19 protein-coding genes and 1 pseudogene are annotated in these 18,816 nt (G+C 43.8%); 12 read left to right on the top strand and 8 right to left on the bottom strand.

The window, feature by feature from the left end; all coding sequences use genetic code 11:
• Positions 1-246 precede the first annotated feature (246 nt).
• On the bottom strand, positions 247-3,882 hold the full coding sequence (locus tag F6J90_RS41315; RefSeq protein ID WP_293108129.1) for an NB-ARC domain-containing protein: 3,636 nt from the start codon (positions 3,880-3,882) through the stop codon (positions 247-249).
• Between the two features lie 342 nt (positions 3,883-4,224).
• Here F6J90_RS41315 and F6J90_RS41320 point away from each other — a divergent pair, with 342 nt between their 5' ends.
• From F6J90_RS41320 to F6J90_RS41335, 4 genes are all read left to right on the top strand, one after another.
• Positions 4,225-4,497 carry a hypothetical protein gene (locus F6J90_RS41320; protein WP_293108131.1) on the top strand — a complete coding sequence of 91 codons (273 nt, stop codon included), beginning with the start codon at positions 4,225-4,227 and terminating at the stop codon, positions 4,495-4,497.
• Positions 4,498-4,681: 184 nt separating this feature from the next.
• The gene (locus F6J90_RS41325; protein WP_293108134.1) at positions 4,682-5,218 is read left to right on the top strand and encodes a helix-turn-helix transcriptional regulator; all 537 of its coding nucleotides are present in this window, start codon (positions 4,682-4,684) and stop codon (positions 5,216-5,218) included.
• 193 nt (positions 5,219-5,411) lie between these two features.
• Positions 5,412-5,879 (top strand): helix-turn-helix domain-containing protein, encoded by a 468-nt coding sequence (locus F6J90_RS41330; RefSeq protein WP_293108137.1) that lies wholly within the window; start codon positions 5,412-5,414, stop codon positions 5,877-5,879.
• Between the two features lie 281 nt (positions 5,880-6,160).
• A complete protein-coding gene (locus F6J90_RS41335) occupies positions 6,161-7,099 on the top strand; it encodes a nucleotidyltransferase domain-containing protein (RefSeq protein ID WP_293108140.1) in 939 nt (312 codons plus the stop codon).
• Here the strand turns inward: F6J90_RS41335 and F6J90_RS41340 are convergent.
• Entirely contained in the window at positions 7,053-7,193 is a 141-nt protein-coding gene (locus tag F6J90_RS41340) for a hypothetical protein (protein WP_293108143.1), read from the bottom strand. The two genes, F6J90_RS41335 and F6J90_RS41340, sit on opposite strands and share 47 nt — an antisense overlap.
• A gap of 253 nt (positions 7,194-7,446) precedes the next feature.
• Here F6J90_RS41340 and F6J90_RS41345 point away from each other — a divergent pair, with 253 nt between their 5' ends.
• A complete protein-coding gene (locus F6J90_RS41345) occupies positions 7,447-8,205 on the top strand; it encodes a nucleotidyltransferase domain-containing protein (RefSeq protein ID WP_293108146.1) in 759 nt (252 codons plus the stop codon).
• A gap of 5 nt (positions 8,206-8,210) precedes the next feature.
• Here the strand turns inward: F6J90_RS41345 and F6J90_RS41350 are convergent, their stop codons facing one another.
• Positions 8,211-8,456, bottom strand: a complete 246-nt coding sequence (locus F6J90_RS41350) for a hypothetical protein (RefSeq protein WP_293108149.1) — start codon at positions 8,454-8,456, stop codon at positions 8,211-8,213.
• Between F6J90_RS41350 and F6J90_RS41355 the strand changes: the two are divergent.
• The 3 genes and pseudogenes from F6J90_RS41355 (at position 8,425) to F6J90_RS41365 (ending at position 11,304) form a co-directional block, all read left to right on the top strand.
• A pseudogene (locus F6J90_RS41355) lies at positions 8,425-9,669 on the top strand (transposase). The gene F6J90_RS41350 and the pseudogene F6J90_RS41355 overlap by 32 nt on opposite strands.
• 87 nt (positions 9,670-9,756) lie before the next feature.
• Positions 9,757-10,371, top strand: a complete 615-nt coding sequence (locus tag F6J90_RS41360; protein ID WP_293108152.1) for a hypothetical protein — start codon at positions 9,757-9,759, stop codon at positions 10,369-10,371.
• A gap of 165 nt (positions 10,372-10,536) precedes the next feature.
• Positions 10,537-11,304 (top strand): SDR family NAD(P)-dependent oxidoreductase, encoded by a 768-nt coding sequence (locus F6J90_RS41365; RefSeq protein ID WP_293108155.1) that lies wholly within the window; start codon positions 10,537-10,539, stop codon positions 11,302-11,304.
• Between the two features lie 204 nt (positions 11,305-11,508).
• Here the strand turns inward: F6J90_RS41365 and F6J90_RS41370 are convergent, their stop codons facing one another.
• Both F6J90_RS41370 and F6J90_RS41375 read right to left on the bottom strand, forming a co-directional pair.
• Positions 11,509-11,760, bottom strand: a complete 252-nt coding sequence (locus tag F6J90_RS41370) for a hypothetical protein (protein ID WP_071103539.1) — start codon at positions 11,758-11,760, stop codon at positions 11,509-11,511.
• A gap of 140 nt (positions 11,761-11,900) precedes the next feature.
• On the bottom strand, positions 11,901-12,044 hold the full coding sequence (locus F6J90_RS41375; RefSeq protein WP_293108158.1) for a hypothetical protein: 144 nt from the start codon (positions 12,042-12,044) through the stop codon (positions 11,901-11,903).
• On the opposite strand from F6J90_RS41375, the gene gcvT reads away from it, so the two are divergent.
• Positions 12,038-13,195, top strand: coding sequence for a glycine cleavage system aminomethyltransferase GcvT (gene gcvT / locus F6J90_RS41380; protein ID WP_293108161.1), 1,158 nt, complete (start codon positions 12,038-12,040; stop codon positions 13,193-13,195). The genes F6J90_RS41375 and gcvT overlap by 7 nt on opposite strands.
• 135 nt (positions 13,196-13,330) lie before the next feature.
• Here gcvT and F6J90_RS41385 read toward each other — a convergent pair whose 3' ends face one another.
• Together F6J90_RS41385 and F6J90_RS41390 are read right to left on the bottom strand one after the other, a co-directional pair.
• Complete coding sequence (locus F6J90_RS41385; protein WP_293108297.1) at positions 13,331-13,771, bottom strand: DUF4079 domain-containing protein; 441 nt, start codon at positions 13,769-13,771, stop codon at positions 13,331-13,333.
• Between the two features lie 80 nt (positions 13,772-13,851).
• Entirely contained in the window at positions 13,852-14,238 is a 387-nt protein-coding gene (locus F6J90_RS41390; RefSeq protein WP_293108164.1) for a DUF1830 domain-containing protein, read from the bottom strand.
• Between the two features lie 597 nt (positions 14,239-14,835).
• Between F6J90_RS41390 and F6J90_RS41395 the strand changes: the two genes are divergently transcribed.
• Both F6J90_RS41395 and F6J90_RS41400 read left to right on the top strand, forming a co-directional pair.
• Entirely contained in the window at positions 14,836-16,416 is a 1,581-nt protein-coding gene (locus F6J90_RS41395) for a photosystem II high light acclimation radical SAM protein (protein ID WP_293108166.1), read from the top strand.
• 71 nt (positions 16,417-16,487) lie between these two features.
• The gene (locus tag F6J90_RS41400) at positions 16,488-17,840 is read left to right on the top strand and encodes a DICT sensory domain-containing protein (protein ID WP_293108169.1); all 1,353 of its coding nucleotides are present in this window, start codon (positions 16,488-16,490) and stop codon (positions 17,838-17,840) included.
• Here the strand turns inward: F6J90_RS41400 and F6J90_RS41405 are convergent.
• On the bottom strand, positions 17,773-18,000 hold the full coding sequence (locus F6J90_RS41405) for a hypothetical protein (RefSeq protein ID WP_293108171.1): 228 nt from the start codon (positions 17,998-18,000) through the stop codon (positions 17,773-17,775). The two genes, F6J90_RS41400 and F6J90_RS41405, sit on opposite strands and share 68 nt — an antisense overlap.
• Before the next feature lie 123 nt (positions 18,001-18,123).
• Between F6J90_RS41405 and F6J90_RS41410 the strand changes: the two genes are divergently transcribed.
• Positions 18,124-18,759 carry a pentapeptide repeat-containing protein gene (locus tag F6J90_RS41410; RefSeq protein ID WP_293108174.1) on the top strand — a complete coding sequence of 212 codons (636 nt, stop codon included), beginning with the start codon at positions 18,124-18,126 and terminating at the stop codon, positions 18,757-18,759.
• The last annotated feature ends 57 nt before the right edge of the window (positions 18,760-18,816 follow it).

Below are 18,816 nucleotides of genomic sequence, written 5' to 3' on the forward strand. Positions count from 1 at the left end.
CTACAGTCACTACAGTCACTGAGCTGTTCCACCATTGTGATTAATCCTTTGGTGGGCAGTGCTTAACAATGCTATCGCCAGCAAGTGAATCTAACCGATGCACTGCCCACCCTACAGTCACTATGGTGGGCAGTGCTTACCCATGCTATCGCCAGTAAGTGAATCTAACCGATGCACTGCCCACCCTACATCTCTACTCCCTACTCCCTACTCCCTACTCCCTACTCCCTACTTCTGTCACGAAGTCTAATCAACGGCTCCCAAAGCTTTCAGGGAGGTAATAGTTGCTTTTGTTAAACCAGTAACACCGGCGATATTCATCCCCTCATAGGGTCTAGGCACTCTCAGGGTTTTGATACATTGACCCGTCTCAATATCCCAAAACTTAATTGTGCCATCGTTGCTGCTACTGGCCAGCATTAAACCATCTCGACTGAAAGCAACAGACCATACCACATTAGTATGTCCATGGAGAGTTTTTAAACATTCACCTGTCTGAACATCCCAGAGCTTACAGGTTTTATCATAACTACCACTAGCGATCAGTTTACCATTAGGGTTGAACGCCACTGAGCGTAATCGATGGGTGTGTCCACGCAAAGTTTTGAGACACTCACCAGTGCCAACATCCCAGAGCCTGACAGTGTGGTCTTCACAGCCACTAGCGAGAATTCTGCCATTTCCACTAAAGACAACGGACTTGATGATATTCCGGTGTCCCTGCAAAGTACTCAAACAGTCACCGGTGTCAACATCCCAGAGTTTAACGGTTTGGTCTTCACAGCCACTAGCAATAATTGTACCATCTGGACTGAAAGCCACTGACCAGACCAAACTCCTGTGTCCTAATAAGGTCTGGAAACACTCACCGGTGCTAATATCCCAGAGTCTTACCTTATCGTCATTATGACCACTGGCTAAGATTTCTCCATTGGGACTAAAGGCCACTGAAAGTACCCACTTGGGTCCGTGGAAGGTGTTGAGGCATTCACCAGTGCTAATATCCCAGAGTCTGAGGGTTTGGTCTTTAGAGCCACTAACTAAGATTGTACCATCTCGACTGAAGGCAACAGAAAATATCAAATTGGTATGTCCTCGTAAGGTATCGAGGCATTCACCGGTACCAACATCCCAAAGTCTGACGGTTTGGTCTTCACAGCCACTGGCGAGGGTTGTGCCATCTGGACTGAAAGCAATAGACCATACGCCATTGGTATATCCTCGAAACGTGTTGAGGCATTGACCAGTGTTAATATTCCATAGCCTTACGGTTTGGTCATCACTACCACTGGCTAAGGTTACGCCATCTGGACTGAAAGCAATAGACCATACGCCATTGGTATGTCCGTACAACTTATTAACACATTCACCGGTGCTAAGATTCCATAGCCTTACGGTTTTGTCATCACTACTACTGGCGAGAGTGGTGCCATCTCTACTAAACCCGATTGACCGTATGCTTTTTGTATGTCCCCGCAGAATCTTAAGGCATTCACCGGTACTAAGATTCCATAGCCTTACGGTTTTGTCATCACTACTACTGGCGAGAGTAGTTCCATCGGGGCTGAAAGCCACTGACCTGACCTGCTGAGAGTGTCCTTGCAAGGTGCTGAGACATTCACCTGTATCAGAGTCCCAGAGTTTGACAGTTTTATCTTCACTGCCACTAGCGATAATGGCACCATTAGGACTACAAGCTACGGCTCTTACGGTCTGGGAGTGCTCTGACAAGATGTTCAAGCATTCACCGGTACTAACATCCCAGATTCTAACGGTTTTATCGCCACTGCCAGTAGCAACAATTGTGCCATCTCCACTTAAAGCAACTGACCATATTCTACTCCTATGTCCTCGCAAGGTGTGGAGACATTGACTGGTAGCAATATCCCAGAGCCTGACGGTTTGATCTTCAGAGCTACTAGCCAAAATCTGAGTGTCTTCACTGTTACCATCATCTAGCCTAGTAAAGGCCAAAGACCATACCCAACTGGTGTGTCCCTTCAAGGTTAAACGGTATTGACTATCGGCAATTTGCCACAGATGAATCTTGCCCATGCTATCACCCGCAGCCAAAAGCTGGGCATCGGGGCTAAATGCTACTGACAAAATACTACCAAAAGGTTGAGTAAAAACTGATTTAGCGATGGTAGCATTAGCGAAGTTTATATCTAGCAACTCTACCCCCTGAAGGTAAGCTTGCAAAATAGTGAGATTAGAAAAATCATAACCCCTTAAATCAGTTTGAAGTTGGCAGAGCAGATTAAGGATATTACCGGCTACATAGCCTACCTTTGGCACCAAGTCTTCTCTTATCTTTGAAAGACTACAATTTAGGGTTTCTTCCAGACAACTTTGACTAGTCAAACTAGCGATTAGCAGGTCGATTACTGGTTTGAGGAGCAGACGGGATTGAGCTTCCCGAACGTACTGTTTTGCCAAAGCCTTCAGCAAACAATGAGAATTAAACAGAGCTATTTTATCTGTGAGTATTTCCTGACTAACCTGCTCAATGATTTTTTCAGTCATGTACTCGATCAGGACAGGTTGCAGGGTAAAGCCTGCTGAACTTTTTTCCAAAGGTAAACGTCTTTGCAGGGATTGCAGTGTTACTGGTAACTGTTGTTTAGCCACTGGTGAGAGGATATCCTCTCGGAGTTGGGCAAGGGAAACTGCTTCCCGATTAATTGCCAACCAGTACAGAATTTCCTTTTCGTAGTCTGACAAGTGCTCAAAGTGCCAGGTTAACACTTCACGAAAGTCATCGAAGACGGGTTTACCTTCTGTTAAAAAGTCACCAATATTACCCAAAAATACTTCATCAATATGCTTGGCAACAATTTCTAGGGATAAAGGATTACCGTTGTAAAAGTCAATCAGTTCTTGCCATTGCTGATCTGAACCAGAGAACGATGCAATGGAATTAAATATTTTTTTGCCCTCTGAAACTTCAAAACCGCTTAATTCCAGGCAACGAACCGGTCGTGTTTTGCCTTCAAGTCTGGCAATGGCGTGGGGCTTCTCTCGGCTGGTGATCAACAAGCAGCTTTGATGGGAGACTTCTCCAATTTGTCGGAACAGTTGCTCATACTCTTCATATCCCTCTCGATATTGTCCAGGCTTGTCACCACCTTGTAGAATTGATTCCACATTATCCAGGATTAGCAAACAGCGATGCTCACGCAAATAGTGAAGTAGTAGTGATAGTTGAGCATCTATGGTGTCTGGTAAATGGCTTTCTACCTGGTTGGAGAGAAATTTGATGATATCTTCGAGAATTTTGATAATGGGAGGAGCATTAAGTAGCGTACGCCAAATGACGTACTCAAACTCATCCTGAATGCCATGGGCTAGCTTGAGGGACTGATCAGTTTTGCCAATTCCACCCTTACCTAGCTTGAGGGAGAGTCCAGTTTTACCAATTCCACCCATTCCTAGAATTGCCACCACTCGGCAACGATCCTGGAGAATCCATTGCACTAGGGTAGCCAATTCTTCGGTACGTCCAAAGAAAACTGGCACATCCGGCGCTGCTGACCAATCTACTCGATTTGGGGGGATTTTAGCGGTTGTCTTCTGGATTGAGGACTTAGGGAGGTTGTTCTCAATCACATATTCCCAGTTAAGTCCTAAAACTTGGCAAAATACCTGGAAAACTTGGGCATTAATCGGCTTTCCTTGCAAGAAGCGTTTCCAAGTAGCTAGGGAGACACCAGGAGCATAGATTTCTTGCAACCCATACTCGGAGGATGCCCAGTCGATATCTGGATTTAAGATCTTACTCGCCTCGACCAGCCATCTGTGATCCTCTATCGTCCATCCCTTTCGGTTTCGATACTGTTTAATTGTTAGTCTTCCCTGTCGAGACGCTTGTAAAGATGGCAAAATCTCACCTCAGCTATAGGATTTACAAATAGGTCATGAACAATCTTGATGATTTCTCATAACATCAAAAACTCTTTGGAGCTCTTTCCTACTGTTCCCTGTTCCCTGATCCGAAGTTCCCTGTTTCGACGAGTCCGCTGTTTACATCTCAAAAAAAATGCTATATTCGAATCGAAGCAAAACCTAAGCTCAAGGAAATCGGAGCTAAACTCTGGTAAACGCTTTTAGGCATATTCCAGGTCTAAGAGGCTATTTTAAAGGTGTTGGTATCTTACTCGAAAGGCCCCCCTAACCCCCCAAAGCAAGGGGGTAAGTGGCTCAAAGTCCCTCAGATTTCCGATAATGATCGCTCATGCCAAACATGTGGTACTTCTCAAACATCCTCGCTTCATAAAGAATCTTAATGCGCTACGCGCACGCTACGCCATCGGAGGCTCTGTCAATAGACATACTCCTAAAGTAAGTGACAAGATCCCACCAACACTTAGGTGCGCTTTCCGTGATGGCGAGCAATCCCTTGACCGTAGGTCACGCTACGCGAACGCCATCACTGGTCGCACCTCAGAAAACCTCTTCACAATCCTGTTCACAATGCTTTGGTACTTGATGTGTTAATAATCCAAACTAGAGCCAGCTGAGAACTCAAAATTATTATACTTTATTATACCAATTGTCAAGTGCCAATTTTGGCTCATCTGTTGTGATCACCAGCTGAGCCAAAGCTGATCCAAAACTGTGTCTAGCAAAGCCTGGACAAATTCGGAATTCTGGATAATGTGTAATTCAGGTAATCCTAGTCATGGCACAAACAAGATCAGAACCCCCATTACTGATCCAAGCAATCCTTGAGGGGTTTGTGGATGGGGTGCTGATTCTAACTACTAACCAAGATTGGTTTCATGCCAATGAGTGTGGACGTCGAATGTGTTCTCAAATCACTCAAGGTAGGTCACAGATAAATTCTATCCCTGACCCAATTTGGCGAGTTTGCGAATCATTAATTGATAGTCGTGAGTGGTTTTGCGATCGCAAACTAATTCTCGAAGCTGAAATTAAAGTGGATAAGTCAGTTAACTTTCGGGTTAGGGTTAGATGGTTAACGTTAGAGTTATCCCCAGATCCTTACCTGTTAGTAACCCTAGAAGATCAAAATCAATCTTCTCAAAATTCCGCTAGCACTGATGCGCTCAAATATGGGTTAACTCCCCGGGAAGAGCAAATATGGTCACTTAAAAAAGCGAACTTTACTTACCGAGAAATTGCCCAGCAGCTATTTATCAGCATCAATACGGTTAAAAAGCACTTAAAAAACATTTACGCTAAACAAAAATACTGATAGGTATCACCATTAATATATAGCACTACTCAATTGATTTAGGGACTTTAGCCCTGGCTTTTAGGGAGTAGGTATTTGTGGTAATCAAATTTAAATTTGTTCATCATTATCATTAATAATTTCAACTTATTAATAGAATGATTTTAGTTAAAAATTATAAAAAATGATTTTAAAAATATGGGAGCCAAACTCTATGTCAAATAAAGAAAACCGAGAGTTGGATAAGTGGATTAAGAGTAATCCAGATTCAAGAGAATTAAAAAGAGCGCTAGCTGTAAAATTTGCCATACAAGGCTGGGACTATCAAGCAATATCCGAAGCATTAAATGTATCAAAGAGCTTCATTAGTAAGTGGAAAAAAAATTTTCATGCAGCGGGTGTAGAAGGATTAAAATTATCTTATAAAGGGGGTAAAGGCTATTTAAATCAACAAGAAAAAAAAGAAGTATTAACTTGGATAAAACAACGATATAAATGTAACTTTGATCAATTAGAGGGTTATTTGCTTGAGAAATACAATGTAGTTTTTAAATCCCCAACTAGCTATTATAAATTACTATCTGAAGCTAGGATTAGTTGGGAAAAAACAAAAAAAAATAATCCTTATCAAGATCCAGATTTAGTGGATAAAATACTGAATCGTATTTACCATCAAGCCTAGTTTGACATCTTACTTAAAAATGCTATACCAAAGGGAACATCGGATCTGGGAACAGGGAACAGGGAGTAGGGAGTAGGGAGTAGGGAAAAGGGAACAAAAATTATCACAATTAATTTAGGATTGCTATATAGCGTTTCTGATAGCTATTAGGTACAGAAATTTTGTTTCCTTATTACCTATTACCTGCTCCGAAGTTCGCTGTTCCCAGATCCGATGTTCGCTGTTCCCAGATCCGATGTTCCCTTTGCTATATTAGGGTTGATACAAAAAACTTATAATAAATGAATCCTCACCTAATCTTGCCAGTCGGTACCCAAGTGGTAACTCGTGTGGCTGCTAAAAACTCTGCGGGTGAAACATTATGTGTACAAGGAGCAGTCGGTGTAATAGTCAAGGCACCAACAGATGATTCCCATGCCTATCGGGTGCGTTTGCATGATGATAGGGAAGTTACCCTACGTCGCCATGAATTTAGTATTCGTAAACACTTCCAAAAAGAAGGGTTACAGCTCTCGGAAGACTTACTCACAGAGTTAAATTTATATGATCATGTTATCTACCGCTGTGTAGTAGGGTCGAGAGCATTTGGTCTGGATGATGAAAACTCTGATATAGACAGACGGGGTATTTACCTGCCACCAGCTGTGGTTCACTGGTCACTGTATGGAATTCCGGAACAGTTAGAAAACCACGAGACTCAGGAGTGCTACTGGGAGCTTCAAAAGTTTATCATTTTGGCACTGAAAGCTAATCCAAATGTGTTGGAATGTCTCTACACACCACTAGTGGAAACAGCTACTCCCCTAGCACAGGAATTGCTAGCTATCCGAGATATTTTTCTGTCTAAGTTGGTTTACCAAACCTATAATGGGTATGTGATGTCCCAATTTAAGAAAATGGAGCAAGATTTTCGGACTAAAGGAGCAGTTCGATTAAAACATGCTATGCACTTAATCCGTTTATTGCTCTCAGGGATCACAGTCTTGAAAGAGGGGTTTGTACCAGTGAAAGTTGAAGAGTATCGGCAACAACTCCTAGCCATCCGTCGGGATGAAATGCCATGGGAGGAGGTTACTGCTTGGCGATTGAGCTTACATCAAGAGTTTGATGCTGCTTTTGCTAACACTAATTTGCCAGAACGTCCGGATTATGAAGCAGCTAATGGGTTTTTGATTAAAGCACGCCAAAGTAGGGTTTATAGCAAAGGGAACAGGGAATAGGGAACAGGGAACAGGGAGTAGGGAGTAGGGAGTAGGGAGTAGGGAGTAGGGAGTAGGGAGTAGGGAGTAGGGAGTATTTAACCCAAATTATCACAATTCTTACACGTATTGCTGTAATAATACAGCGTTTTTAATAACTATTAGGTGCGCTTGACCCATTAAGAATTAAATTCGCCACTGGTCGCACCTGAGGTACACAGGATTGTTTCACTCTTGCCCGCCCCCCTTAGTAAGGGGGGTTAGGGGGGATTCCTCTTGCCTCTTGCCTCTTCCCTGCTCCCTACTCCCTGCTCCCTACTCCCTGCTCCCTAAAAACATGTACCTCACCCAATTGAAAACCGCTGTATATGAATTTAAACCAAAAACTACTATCTGTAATTTCTACTCAACCCCATCCACTGTTATTTGCTACCCTCAGTGGAGCCCATTTGTATGGTTTCCCTTCACCGGATTCTGATTATGATTTGCGTGGGAGTCACATTCTGCCAGTGCAGAAGGTTATAGGACTGGAGCCGGGACCCGAAACGATTGAAGTCTCGGAAATTCGGGATTCCATAGAACTGGATCTAGTCACTCACGATATCAAAAAGTTCTTTGAGATGCTGCTGAAAAAGAATGGTTATGTCTTAGAGCAGCTGTACTCACCCCTAGTGATTCACACTACACCGCAGCATGAGGAATTAAAAGCGATCGCAAAACAATGCATTACTCGCTACCATGCCCATCATTATCTAGGATTTTCCCGAACCCAATGGAAACTGTTTCAAAAGATGAGTCCATGTCGTGTCAAACCCTTGCTTTATGTCTATCGAGTACTCTTGACTGGTATCCATTTAATGAAAACTGGGGAAATAGAGGCTAACTTGGTTAAGCTGAATGATGTGTTCCAGTTACCTTATATTCCAGATTTAATCGCTCGAAAGCTAGCAGGAGCAGAAAAGTCTGTATTGGAAGATACAAATTTGGACTTTCATGAGGGGGAATATAGTCGTCTACAGAGTCAATTAGAGGAAGCGTCTGAGTCTAGTTGGTTACCAGAAGCACCATCAGCTAAGGATGCTTTGAATGATTTGCTCTGTAGATTGAGGATGGCAAATTTACATTGAAATTGCTATATAGCAAAGGGAGCAGGGAGTAGGGAGTAGGGAGTAGGGAGCAAGGAATAAAATTTATAAAGAATCGACGATGCTGAAAACCCCGCGTCTTTAGACCGGGGATGAAAGCGAGATGGTGGCTTTAGCCGCCGTGAAAAAAAATATTTGAGATAGTTCCGAAATTTTGTGCTGGCTATTGTAGAATAAGATAAGAGGTAGAGGTCGATACTGATGATTATTCTAGAGTTTAAAGCGTACGGCAAACAAAAACAATATTCAGCTATTGATGAAGCGATCAGAACGGTCAAATTCATTCGCAACAGTTGTATCCGCTATTGGATGGACAATAAGGGGGTAAGCAAGTACGACTTAAATAAGTATAGTGCTGTTCTAGCTAAGAAGTTTTCGTTTGCTAATGAGTTGAACTCTACTGCCCGTCAGTCCAGTGCTGAGCGTGCATGGTCATCAATTGCTCGCTTCTTTGACAACTGCAAGAAAAAGGTACCTGGCAAGAAAGGTTTTCCTAGATTCCAGAAACATTGCCGTTCTGTAGAATATAAGCAATCTGGATGGAAACTATCTCCCGAAAAAAAGTCAATTACATTTACTGACAAAAAGGAAATTGGAAAACTCAAGCTCAAAGGCAAATGGGAATTGTGGCGATTTGATAAAAAACAAATCAAGCGAGTTCGGATAGTCAAAAGAGCTGATGGGTACTATGTCCAGTTCTGTGTTTCAGTTGACATCAAGGAGGAATTGGATCCGACTGGTAAAGCTATAGGTTTAGATGTAGGATTAAAAGATTTATATACTGATTCCACTGGTAAAGCTGAACCAAATCCTCGTTTTTACAGGACGGGAGAGAAACGCCTTAAGTTTTATCAACGCCGAGTTTCTCGGAAGAAAAAGGGCTCATCCAATCGAAAGAAAGCAGTTAATAGGCTAGGGAGACATCATCTTAGAATAAGTAGGCAGCGTGAAGAGCACGCCAAGAGACTGGCGCGCTGCGTAATCCGGTCTAACGACCTGGTCGCCTATGAAGATCTGAGAGTCAAAAATTTAGTAAAAAATCACTGTTTAGCTAAGTCTATTAATGATGCAGGTTGGTATCAATTTAGAAAGTGGATGGAGCACTTTGGCACTAAGTTTAGCAAGATAACTATTGCGGTTAATCCTGCCTATACAAGCCAGAATTGTTCCAGTTGTGGCGAAGAAGTAAAAAAATCTCTATCAACTAGAACCCACGTCTGCAAATGTGGTTGCAAGTTAGATAGAGATGTTCCTTCGGAACCGCTTCGCGAACACAACGCTGCAATCAATATTCTCAAACGAGCCTTAGGTACGACGGGGCACGTCGGAACCGGGATTTTAGATCCGTTCGCGTAGCGTCGGCTTCGCCGATACGCTTGCGGAGAATCGACCTCTACTCTTCCTGACTCCGGTTTGGTTGAGCAAGTTGGCTCGCTGTTCGCGTAGCGTGGCCTACGGCCAAGCAAGAATCCCCCCGTCTTTAGACCGGGGAGTGTCAAAGGAAACGCTATAATAACTATTCGCAATTGTGACATGAGATTAAAAGGATTAGCAATTCCTAGTGTTGTGGTTAGTTTCCTTGTGCTTGGTTGTGCTAATGAAACCCCAGCAGACAAAACTCAGCCTCGGAAGGTAGCAGGGGATTGTAGCGAACGTCAATGTCAGGAAGTTTTAGCTGACCTTGGCGATAGTTTTCCTGAACAAATAGCTGAATGGAAAAGGGAGTGTAGTGATAGCAAAGGTTTAAGTTTAAAGGTTTTTCAGAATCAAGGACAACCCCAGCGAGTCAGCTTTTTTTGTTGGGATAAACCCGTAGGAAATGGCAATCGCACTGGTACATGGTTAGGGGTTTTGCCCTTAGTAGCCAATGATTCTACTTTTGTGAAGCCATTGGCTTGCTCTAACTCTGACCAACAGTGCCAGAAAGTATTGGCTCAATTACGCACAAACGCTCCAGAGCTAGTCCAGAAAGCAGAATTTAAATGCGCCACTAAACAGGGGTCTCTATTTTTGATAGTTTCTGAGCAGGAAATCGATATTCGTTGCGGTTTCTTCGCGACCTCTGTTTGGGATGAAAATGGCGATGGTTTAGTGGATAATGAAGACCCAGTTAGTGTTGATATTTCAGTGGGTACTTTTAAACGCTAAAGTTTTATTATAATTAAGGGGATAGCTGATATCTAATACTATAGCATTTCCAAATATATCATGAAAACTCAGGCTAATTTACACTGCCCCCTACTCCCTACTCCCTACTCCCTACTCCCTACTCCCTACTCCCTACTCCCTACTCCCTACGCGGAGCGCTAATAAATGTCTATAGATAGGATTAACAATGCCAATGCCTTGATTATCGGTTCCAGTGGAGGTATTGGTCTGGCGTTTGTAAAACAATTGCTGCAAGATGAAACGTTTACCAAGATTTATGGCACTTATCGTAACCGTGATTCTAGTTCGGAATTAATTGCCCTTGAAAGCAACTATCCTAATCGATTAGTTTGTCTATCTATGGATATTACCGACGAGTTGCAAGTATCTGAAGCTGTCAAACAAATCAGTGTAGAGATAGACAAACTCCACTTAGTGATTAATTGTGTTGGATTGCTTCATGACGGCAGCTTACAACCAGAAAAAAGCCTGAAACAGATTAATTCAGAACACTTGATCCGTTATTTCCAGGTTAACAGTATTGGAGCAGTGCTGCTGGCTAAACATTTATTACCATTATTCCGTCATAGCGATCGCAGTATTTTTGCTAGCATTTCTGCCAAAATTGGCAGTATTGGTGATAACCAACTTGGAGGATGGTATGGCTATCGAGCATCGAAAGCAGCCTTAAATATGTTGATGCGAACGGTGGCAATTGAATATAGTAGAAAAAGTCCTCAAACTATCGTTGTCACGTTACATCCTGGTACAACCAATACGCGCCTTTCTAAACCCTTTCAAAAAAATGTACCTGCTGATAAGTTATTCCCAGTAGAGCGTACTGTTACTCAACTAATGGCGGTGATAGAAAAGCTGGATAAAGGGGATAGTGGAAAGTTTTTTTCCTGGGATGGAAGCCAGTTACCTTGGTAAACTAGACTTCTTTCAGAAGTCGGGAACAGGGAACAGGGAACAGGGAACAGGGAACAGGGAACAGGGAACAGTGGAGAATAATTCACGAAAACAGTATCATAAAAATACTTTTGCAAGAGGTCTACTAATCGTTTGGTACGCTAATTGATAAACTAAAGGGAGAGGGTAGGGGGGGGACGCAAGGCGAAGATAATAAAAACTTTTTTATTCAGTCTTTAGGACTGACTCTTTGGAGTCGTCTTTGGCAACGTTATCTCTGGGAAAACCGGATATCAATCCGCTTTCAATCATCAAACCAATCCCGGCATTAATCACAACTAAGCTTAAGGTTCCTAACCAAAACCAAGGCTCTCCTTCAATTCTTTTAGAAACCGCTTCTCCAAATAAGCATAAGCCTAAGGGAAAAAGTAGAACTCCAGCTTGAGATTTGATATACCAAATTAGTTTCTTGTTCATGAGAGTGCGATAGTGTTTACCAAGATAATATAGTAGCTTAATGGTGATAAATTTAAAAGTGGCGCGTTTACCAACTGTTTACCAATGTTTGTTAATAAAACGCGAAATTGTAACGGGCAAGATGCCCATTCCACATTGTGCTACACGGGCAAGATGCCCATTCCACATTGCGCTACACGGGCAAGATGCCCATTCCACATTGTGCTACGGTAACGCATCTGATAATACCAGATAGATGGTACACTAACCTGATAACTGAACACCATTATTAAAACCCGTGGCAAATTCTCCAGCATCTCCAGATTCCCAATCCGAAACCCCTAAACTGGCTCGCACTCCCCTATTTGACCAGGTGGTAGCACAAAATGCCCGCTTGACAGCTTTTGCTGGTTGGGAAATGCCAGTACAATTTAGCGGATTGAAAAAAGAACATGCTGCAGTACGAACTGCTGTCGGAATTTTCGACATCTCCCACATGGGTAAGTTTGCTTTTCATGGTAAGCAACTACGGGAGCAATTGCAGTCTCTAGTGCCTTCGGATTTAACCCGCTTGCAACCGGGTCAAGCTCAATACACGGTGTTGTTAAATCCTAATGGTGGAATCATTGATGACATTATCTTCTACTACCAAGGTGAGGAGGAGTCTGGGGAGCAGCGGGGGATGATGATTGTTAATGGAGCAACCTGCACCAAAGACAAAGACTGGTTGTTAGCTCACCTGGATGCTGACTCAGTTACCTTACAAGACCTCTCAACATCAAAAGTCTTGATTGCAGTACAGGGACCATTGGCAATATCACATCTTCAGCCATTTGTCAAAGAAGCGTTAGCACCAGTCCCAGGGTTTGGACATCTAGAGGCAACGGTGTTGGGGAAACCGGCATTTATGGCTAGAACCGGCTACACGGGGGAAGATGGATTTGAGCTGATGCTAGACCCAGATGTGGGCATAGAGCTGTGGCTGACACTTTTAGAGTCTGGTGTCACTCCCTGTGGTTTAGGTGCCAGAGATACCCTGCGCTTAGAAGCAGCAATGGCACTCTACGGACAAGATATTGATGATACCACGACACCGTTAGAAGCTGGGTTAGGTTGGCTTGTGCATCTTGACAGCAAAGGAGACTTCATCGGACGCTCGGTGCTAGAGGAACAAAAAGCAACGGGAATCCAGCGCAAGCTAGTTGGGATCCAGATGCAAGGACGACAGATTGCTCGCCATGGTTACCCAGTCCTAGCTGATGGTGAGGTGGTAGGAGTTGTTACTAGTGGTACATTAGCACCAACCTTAGGAAATGCGATCGCACTAGCCTATGTTCCCAGAAAGTTGGGCAAAGTTGGACAGCAGCTGGAAGTAGAAATCCGGGGTAAATCCTATCCCGCCGTTGTGGTCAAGAAGCCTTTTTATCGCTCTGAAAATCGTCCATCAGCGAAATAAAGCCATCCATCGCTGACAGATAACCTTAAACTTTCAACTTTCAACTTTCAACTTTCAACTTTCAACTTTCAACTTTCAACTTTCAACTTTCAACTTTCCATAAATTCAAAATCGAAACTAACAATTAACAAATTACTAATGCCTAATATATTTCTGCACAACTTCCCAACCAGTAAGGGAAACCCAGGTAAATCCCACTAGCAAAGCAATGTTAGTAGCAACGTGAACAGCCCTTGCTAATGGTTGTTGAGGGCTAATTTGGGTAGCACTAAAGGCTGAGAGTAATACCAGTGCTACCACAGACCATCCAGCTATTAAGTGTGCTGAATGGCCTAGATGACCGTAATGGCCGATTGTACCTACTAAACCAATCCCCAGCAGGAGCAAGACTAGAGCGACCATGATCCAGCCAATGATGTAGTGCAAAGGGCGTAACCAAGTCGGTCGTGGACGTCCAGAGTGACGTTGAGAAAACACAATGCTGCCGGTGATTGCCAGGAGTACATAGGCAAAGAGGGATAAACCCATAGACCAAGCAGCAATTTTCCAGAGCCAGAGAAAAGAAGGGAGATTCACAGGGTGATGGGGTGATGGAACATACAATCTAAAAGGGGTTGCTCCTGTTGTAAGCAACCCCAAAGTATAGATTATAGTAACTAGACCGCGCTAACCAGCCTAGGCAATTTTTCAGCTAACACTCTTGGACTATCAACTGTTTCTGGATGTGGTTTGATATCAGCAGGTTCGGGTGATTCGGCGGAAACAGCATAGCCATAAGCATTACCACTTTGGCTAACCAATAAGCGGTCACAAGGGATAGTATCTGAGAGAATGGCACTTGCCATCATCCCTGTATGTATTTCTAGAAGAGCCTGTGGCGGTGCTTCAAAAACTAAGCGCTGCCCTGGGAAAACAACTCTTTCAAAGTACCAGTTAGGTATATTCGTTATTCTAGCAATCTGGATTTGGCTAGTTGCGTTCACATAGCAGCACAGAAGGGAATCTTGGCTATCTGAAGGAATAGGATCAAAAACTTGTGTCATATCTATTAATTCTCTAAAAGGTTAATTTATTACAAACACCAAGGTAGCATTGATGATCCCGGCGAGCTGTAAACATGGCTACTAATTATTGGAGTTTACCTCAGCCGATCACCAACAAAACACCTGAATGATGCTGATTATTGGGATTATTTAGGATTATTTGCTTGTTTTAGGGATATTCAGCATCATTCAGGTATAATGCTCACTCTATAAACCCTATTATATGACTTTACTCTATTAGATGACTTTATGCTGATTTTTGATCCCTATAGACAAAACTACCATACGCTTGAGGTAAGTCCCTAATTTTGGTAAAGTTAAGATATGTAAAAACCAATTTCATAATTGTTGCCCACCCTTGGTAGGTTCTGCCCGCCGTAGTCTCAAAGTAGAGAAAACGGCGGTAAATAAATCTGGCTATAAATCTGGGTATAGATCTGGCTGAAAAACTTGAGCTTGATTGGCCTTTCGGCCAGGCTACGCGATTGGCCTTTCGGCCACGCTACGCGAACGGAATTGGTCAAGAATAACCTAAACTAACCTTCCTGATAAAAAAAACTTATAATAACAAAAAATCATTACTATAAACATTTACCAATGGCAAATAAAATACTATACGTTCGCCTTCCGTGTAATCCAATCTTTCCGATCGGGGTGGTTTATTTAGCTGACCATGTTCATAAACAGTTCCCGGGTGTAGAACAGCGCATTTTTGACTTGGGAACTGTACCTCCTCTAGACTTTGGCAGGGCCTTGGATACTGAGATAGACCAGTTTAAACCAACCCTGTTGGTATTTTCCTGGCGCGACATTCAAATCTATGCTCCAGTGGGTGGTAGGGGTGGTAACCCGCTCCAAAATGCCTTTGAGTTTTACTATGCTGGCAATCCCTTGGTGAAATTACGGGGAGCGCTGGGGGGTCTGCGTTTAGCCGCGTCTTACTATGGGGAACTGTGGGGGAACTTGGGGTTAATCAAACAAGGACTCAAACGGGCTAAACGATATAACCCAGGCGCTCGCCTGATTGTGGGGGGTGGAGCAGTTAGTGTATTCTATGAGCAGTTGGAAAATAAACTGCCAACTGGAACTATCGTTTCCGTTGGAGAAGGGGAAACCTTACTCACGAAAATTCTCCGGGGTCAGGACTTCGATGATCAGCGCTGTTATGTGGTAGGGCAAGCTAAGCCACGCGATCGCATGATCCATGAATCTCCCACTCCCATTGAAAAAATTGCTTGCAACTACGACTATATTCAAAGCATCTGGCCGAGCTTTGATTATTACTTCCAACAGAACGACTTTTACATTGGAGTTCAAACCAAGCGTGGGTGTCCCCATAACTGCTGCTACTGTATCTATACCGTTGTAGAAGGCAAACAGGTAAGGATTAACCCGGCAGATGAAGTGGTCGCAGAAATGCGCCAACTCTATGACCGAGGCATCCGCAAGTTCTGGTTCACTGATGCTCAGTTCATTCCTGCCAAAAAATTCATTGGTGATGCCGTTGAACTGTTACAGAAAATCCTTGATGCTGGAATGAGTGACATTAACTGGGCAGCATACATTCGGGCAGACAATCTCACCCCAGAATTATGCGACCTGATGGTAAAAACCGGGATGAATTACTTTGAAATCGGGATTACCAGTGGTGCTCAGGAACTGGTGCGGAAAATGCGCATGGGCTATAACCTACGCACCGTACTGCAAAACTGTCGTGATTTAAAAGCAGCTGGCTTCAATGACCTAGTTTCCGTCAACTATTCTTTCAATGTGATCGATGAAACCTTTGACACCATTCGTCAGACTATTGCCTATCACCGGGAACTAGAGCAAATATTTGGTAGGGATAAAGTCGAACCAGCCATTTTCTTCATTGGTCTACAACCCCATACCCATTTAGAACAGTACGCCTTCGACAAAACTATCCTCAACCGGGACTATGATCCCATGAGTCTGATGCCCTGGACAGCCAAGAAACTCCTATGGAATCCCGAACCCCTAGGGTCTTTCTTTGGTGAAGTTTGTCTGGAAGCTTGGCGGCAAAATTCCAAGGATTTTGGCCGTGAAGTGATGAAAATCCTTGAAGAAAGACTAGGAGTCGCTCCATTAGAAGCAGCCCTCAGTGCCCCAATAGTAGCAAATAAACGCCAGAAAAAACAACCGGTTTTAATTAAATAGAAAGGTGAAAGGGCAAAATTTAATTAACAAAGTTTAATTAACAAAATTTAATTAACAATTTTTTAGTAACCATGCGCTCAGGTTCAATTTTACAAAAACTAGAACAAGCCCATCGCGGCACCAAAAAACCTTTAAGCTTTGGAGTTTATTACAAAAATACCTTAGTGTCGCTGTGCCATGCCCTAGAAGACTTTATCCTAGAGTCTGAAAGTGCTCCACTAATGATTACGGCCTTCCAGCGGGGCCAATGGTATCTTGAGGAAGCTGAACGCTACGGCGATATAGCGGTAAAATCATCTCAGGTGGTGATCATGGCAGCACCGGATACTGGCTTTGCTGAACATCCCACCAGCCAGCGGTCGAATGTTGCCCTAGTTAGTTTAGAGTCCTCCGATCCTGTAGCTCAAGAGTGGCACTTGATTATTATTTCCGAGACATACACAGCAATGGTGTTATGTCAAGAATTATCTGAGTCGGATTATGGCACTCAAGGACTGCCAGAGCAAGACCGAGAGCGCAAATTCTATGGATTCTGGACATTTGAGCCAGACTTGGTCAGGCAAACAGTGGAGTTTGCGATCGCTCACATTGGTAACTACAACCCAGACTTGCAAGCTACCTTAACTGCACAACTTCAACAGATGATCGACAGCACCAAGCCACGAGACTATATTGGGGCAGTGGTGAACCTGGTCGTGGACTATCTTCAGAAGGGTCAACAAGAGTTACCGCCCCATACCTCACCTAGCCATGCTCAGGTGTTAGACGATAACCTGGTTTCTAATGAAATGCAAGCTTTCTTGCGTATGGCGCAGCTAATTGACCAAGCGGATGCGGTCAATCCCAAAGCTGGCGCTGAGGTAAAAACCTTGTCTGAAACTATCGGGCAGTTGCTGGATTTACCAGCATGGCAACTGAAACGTTTAAGTCTCGCAGCACTCTTGCACCGTCTATCCCCCTTGCAGGGGGTCAAGATAGAACTACCCCCTAAGTCAGCTGCTCAGAAAGACGTGATCGAGAAGCAGGAATCTCTTCCGAGGGGATCGGTGTTACGGATTATGCCTCGATTGCAGGCTGTCGCTAACATTATTACCCATCAAACCGAATCCTGGGATGGTTCAGGACAACCGGATGGCTTAGCTTACGATAACATTCCCTTGGAATCAAGGATTTTAAGGCTGATGGCTTATTTTCAGGAGCAACTCAATACCCATGAATCTGAGGACGATGCTCTATCTGTTGCCCTAAGAAGCTGTCAGGAATTGTCAGGGGAAGCGTTTGACCCTAAACTGGTGGAAACCCTGGCACTAATAGTGATGGGAATGCAGCAGGGTATGAGTTTGCAGGCTAATCAGCCTAAAATTGCTTCAGGGATGTGGTTGCTTGATTCCTTATCTGAGGAAAGAGTAACGGTTGAAGGTTAGAGGGTTGAAGGTTAGAGGGTTGAAGGTTAGAGGGTTGAAGGTTAGAGGGTTGAAGGTTAGAGGGTTGAAGGTTAGAGGGTTGAAGGTTAGAGGGTTGAAGGTTAGAGGGTTGAAGGTTAGAGGGTTGAAGGTTGTTCGCGTAGCGTGGCCTTTTGGCCAAGGTTGTTCGCGTAGCGTGGCCTTTTGGCCAAGGTTGTTCTTGCCCAGGGGTCCGGTGTAGGGTAGGGTGAAAGATGAACAGTTGTTCGCGTAGCGTGGCCTATTGGCTAAGGTTATCTAGTTGATGGAGATTGAAGCAATTCGGGCGGGGAAAGTAAAGCAACTGCCAGGAGCGGATTTGGAAGATGAGGATCTTTCCGGTAGCCAATTGGAAAAAATTAATCTTGCTGGTGCAACACTTGTGGGGGTGAATTTTTCTGGCTCTAATTTGAATGGTGCTCGTCTTGATGGTGCTAACTTAATCGGTGCCAAACTGGAATCTGCTGACTTGCGGGCAAATTTGCTTGGTGCTAATTTGATGCAGGCGGATTTGAGTGGTGCGGATTTGCGGGGTGGTAATCTCCGAGGCGCTAATTTGATGGGGGCTAAGTTGAGTCAGGCTTCCTTTACCGGTGCTTTTTTAAGTGGTGCCAATCTGATGGGGGTGAATTTGCAAGGAGTGGATTTGCGAGGGGCAGATTTGCGAGGAGCTAATCTTAATAGTGCCAATTTGAAGGGAGCCGATTTGTCTCAGGCAGATTTACAAGGGGCAACCTTAACTGAAGCAAATCTGGAAGAGGCCGATCTCCGTGGAGCTAATCTATCTGGTAGTAATCTCAGTGGAGCGAATTTGCTTTGTGCTGAGATGGATGGAGCTTCTTTGAGTGGTGTTAATTTGGATCGAGCTTGTTTAGTGGGGACCTGTGTGCCTGAGGAATAATTGACAATAGTGGGTAACGGATAGAAAGGATGGGTGGTGGGGAGGTGTGTGATGGAA

Source organism: Moorena sp. SIOASIH (genome assembly GCF_010671925.1).
Lineage (GTDB): Bacteria > Cyanobacteriota > Cyanobacteriia > Cyanobacteriales > Coleofasciculaceae > Moorena.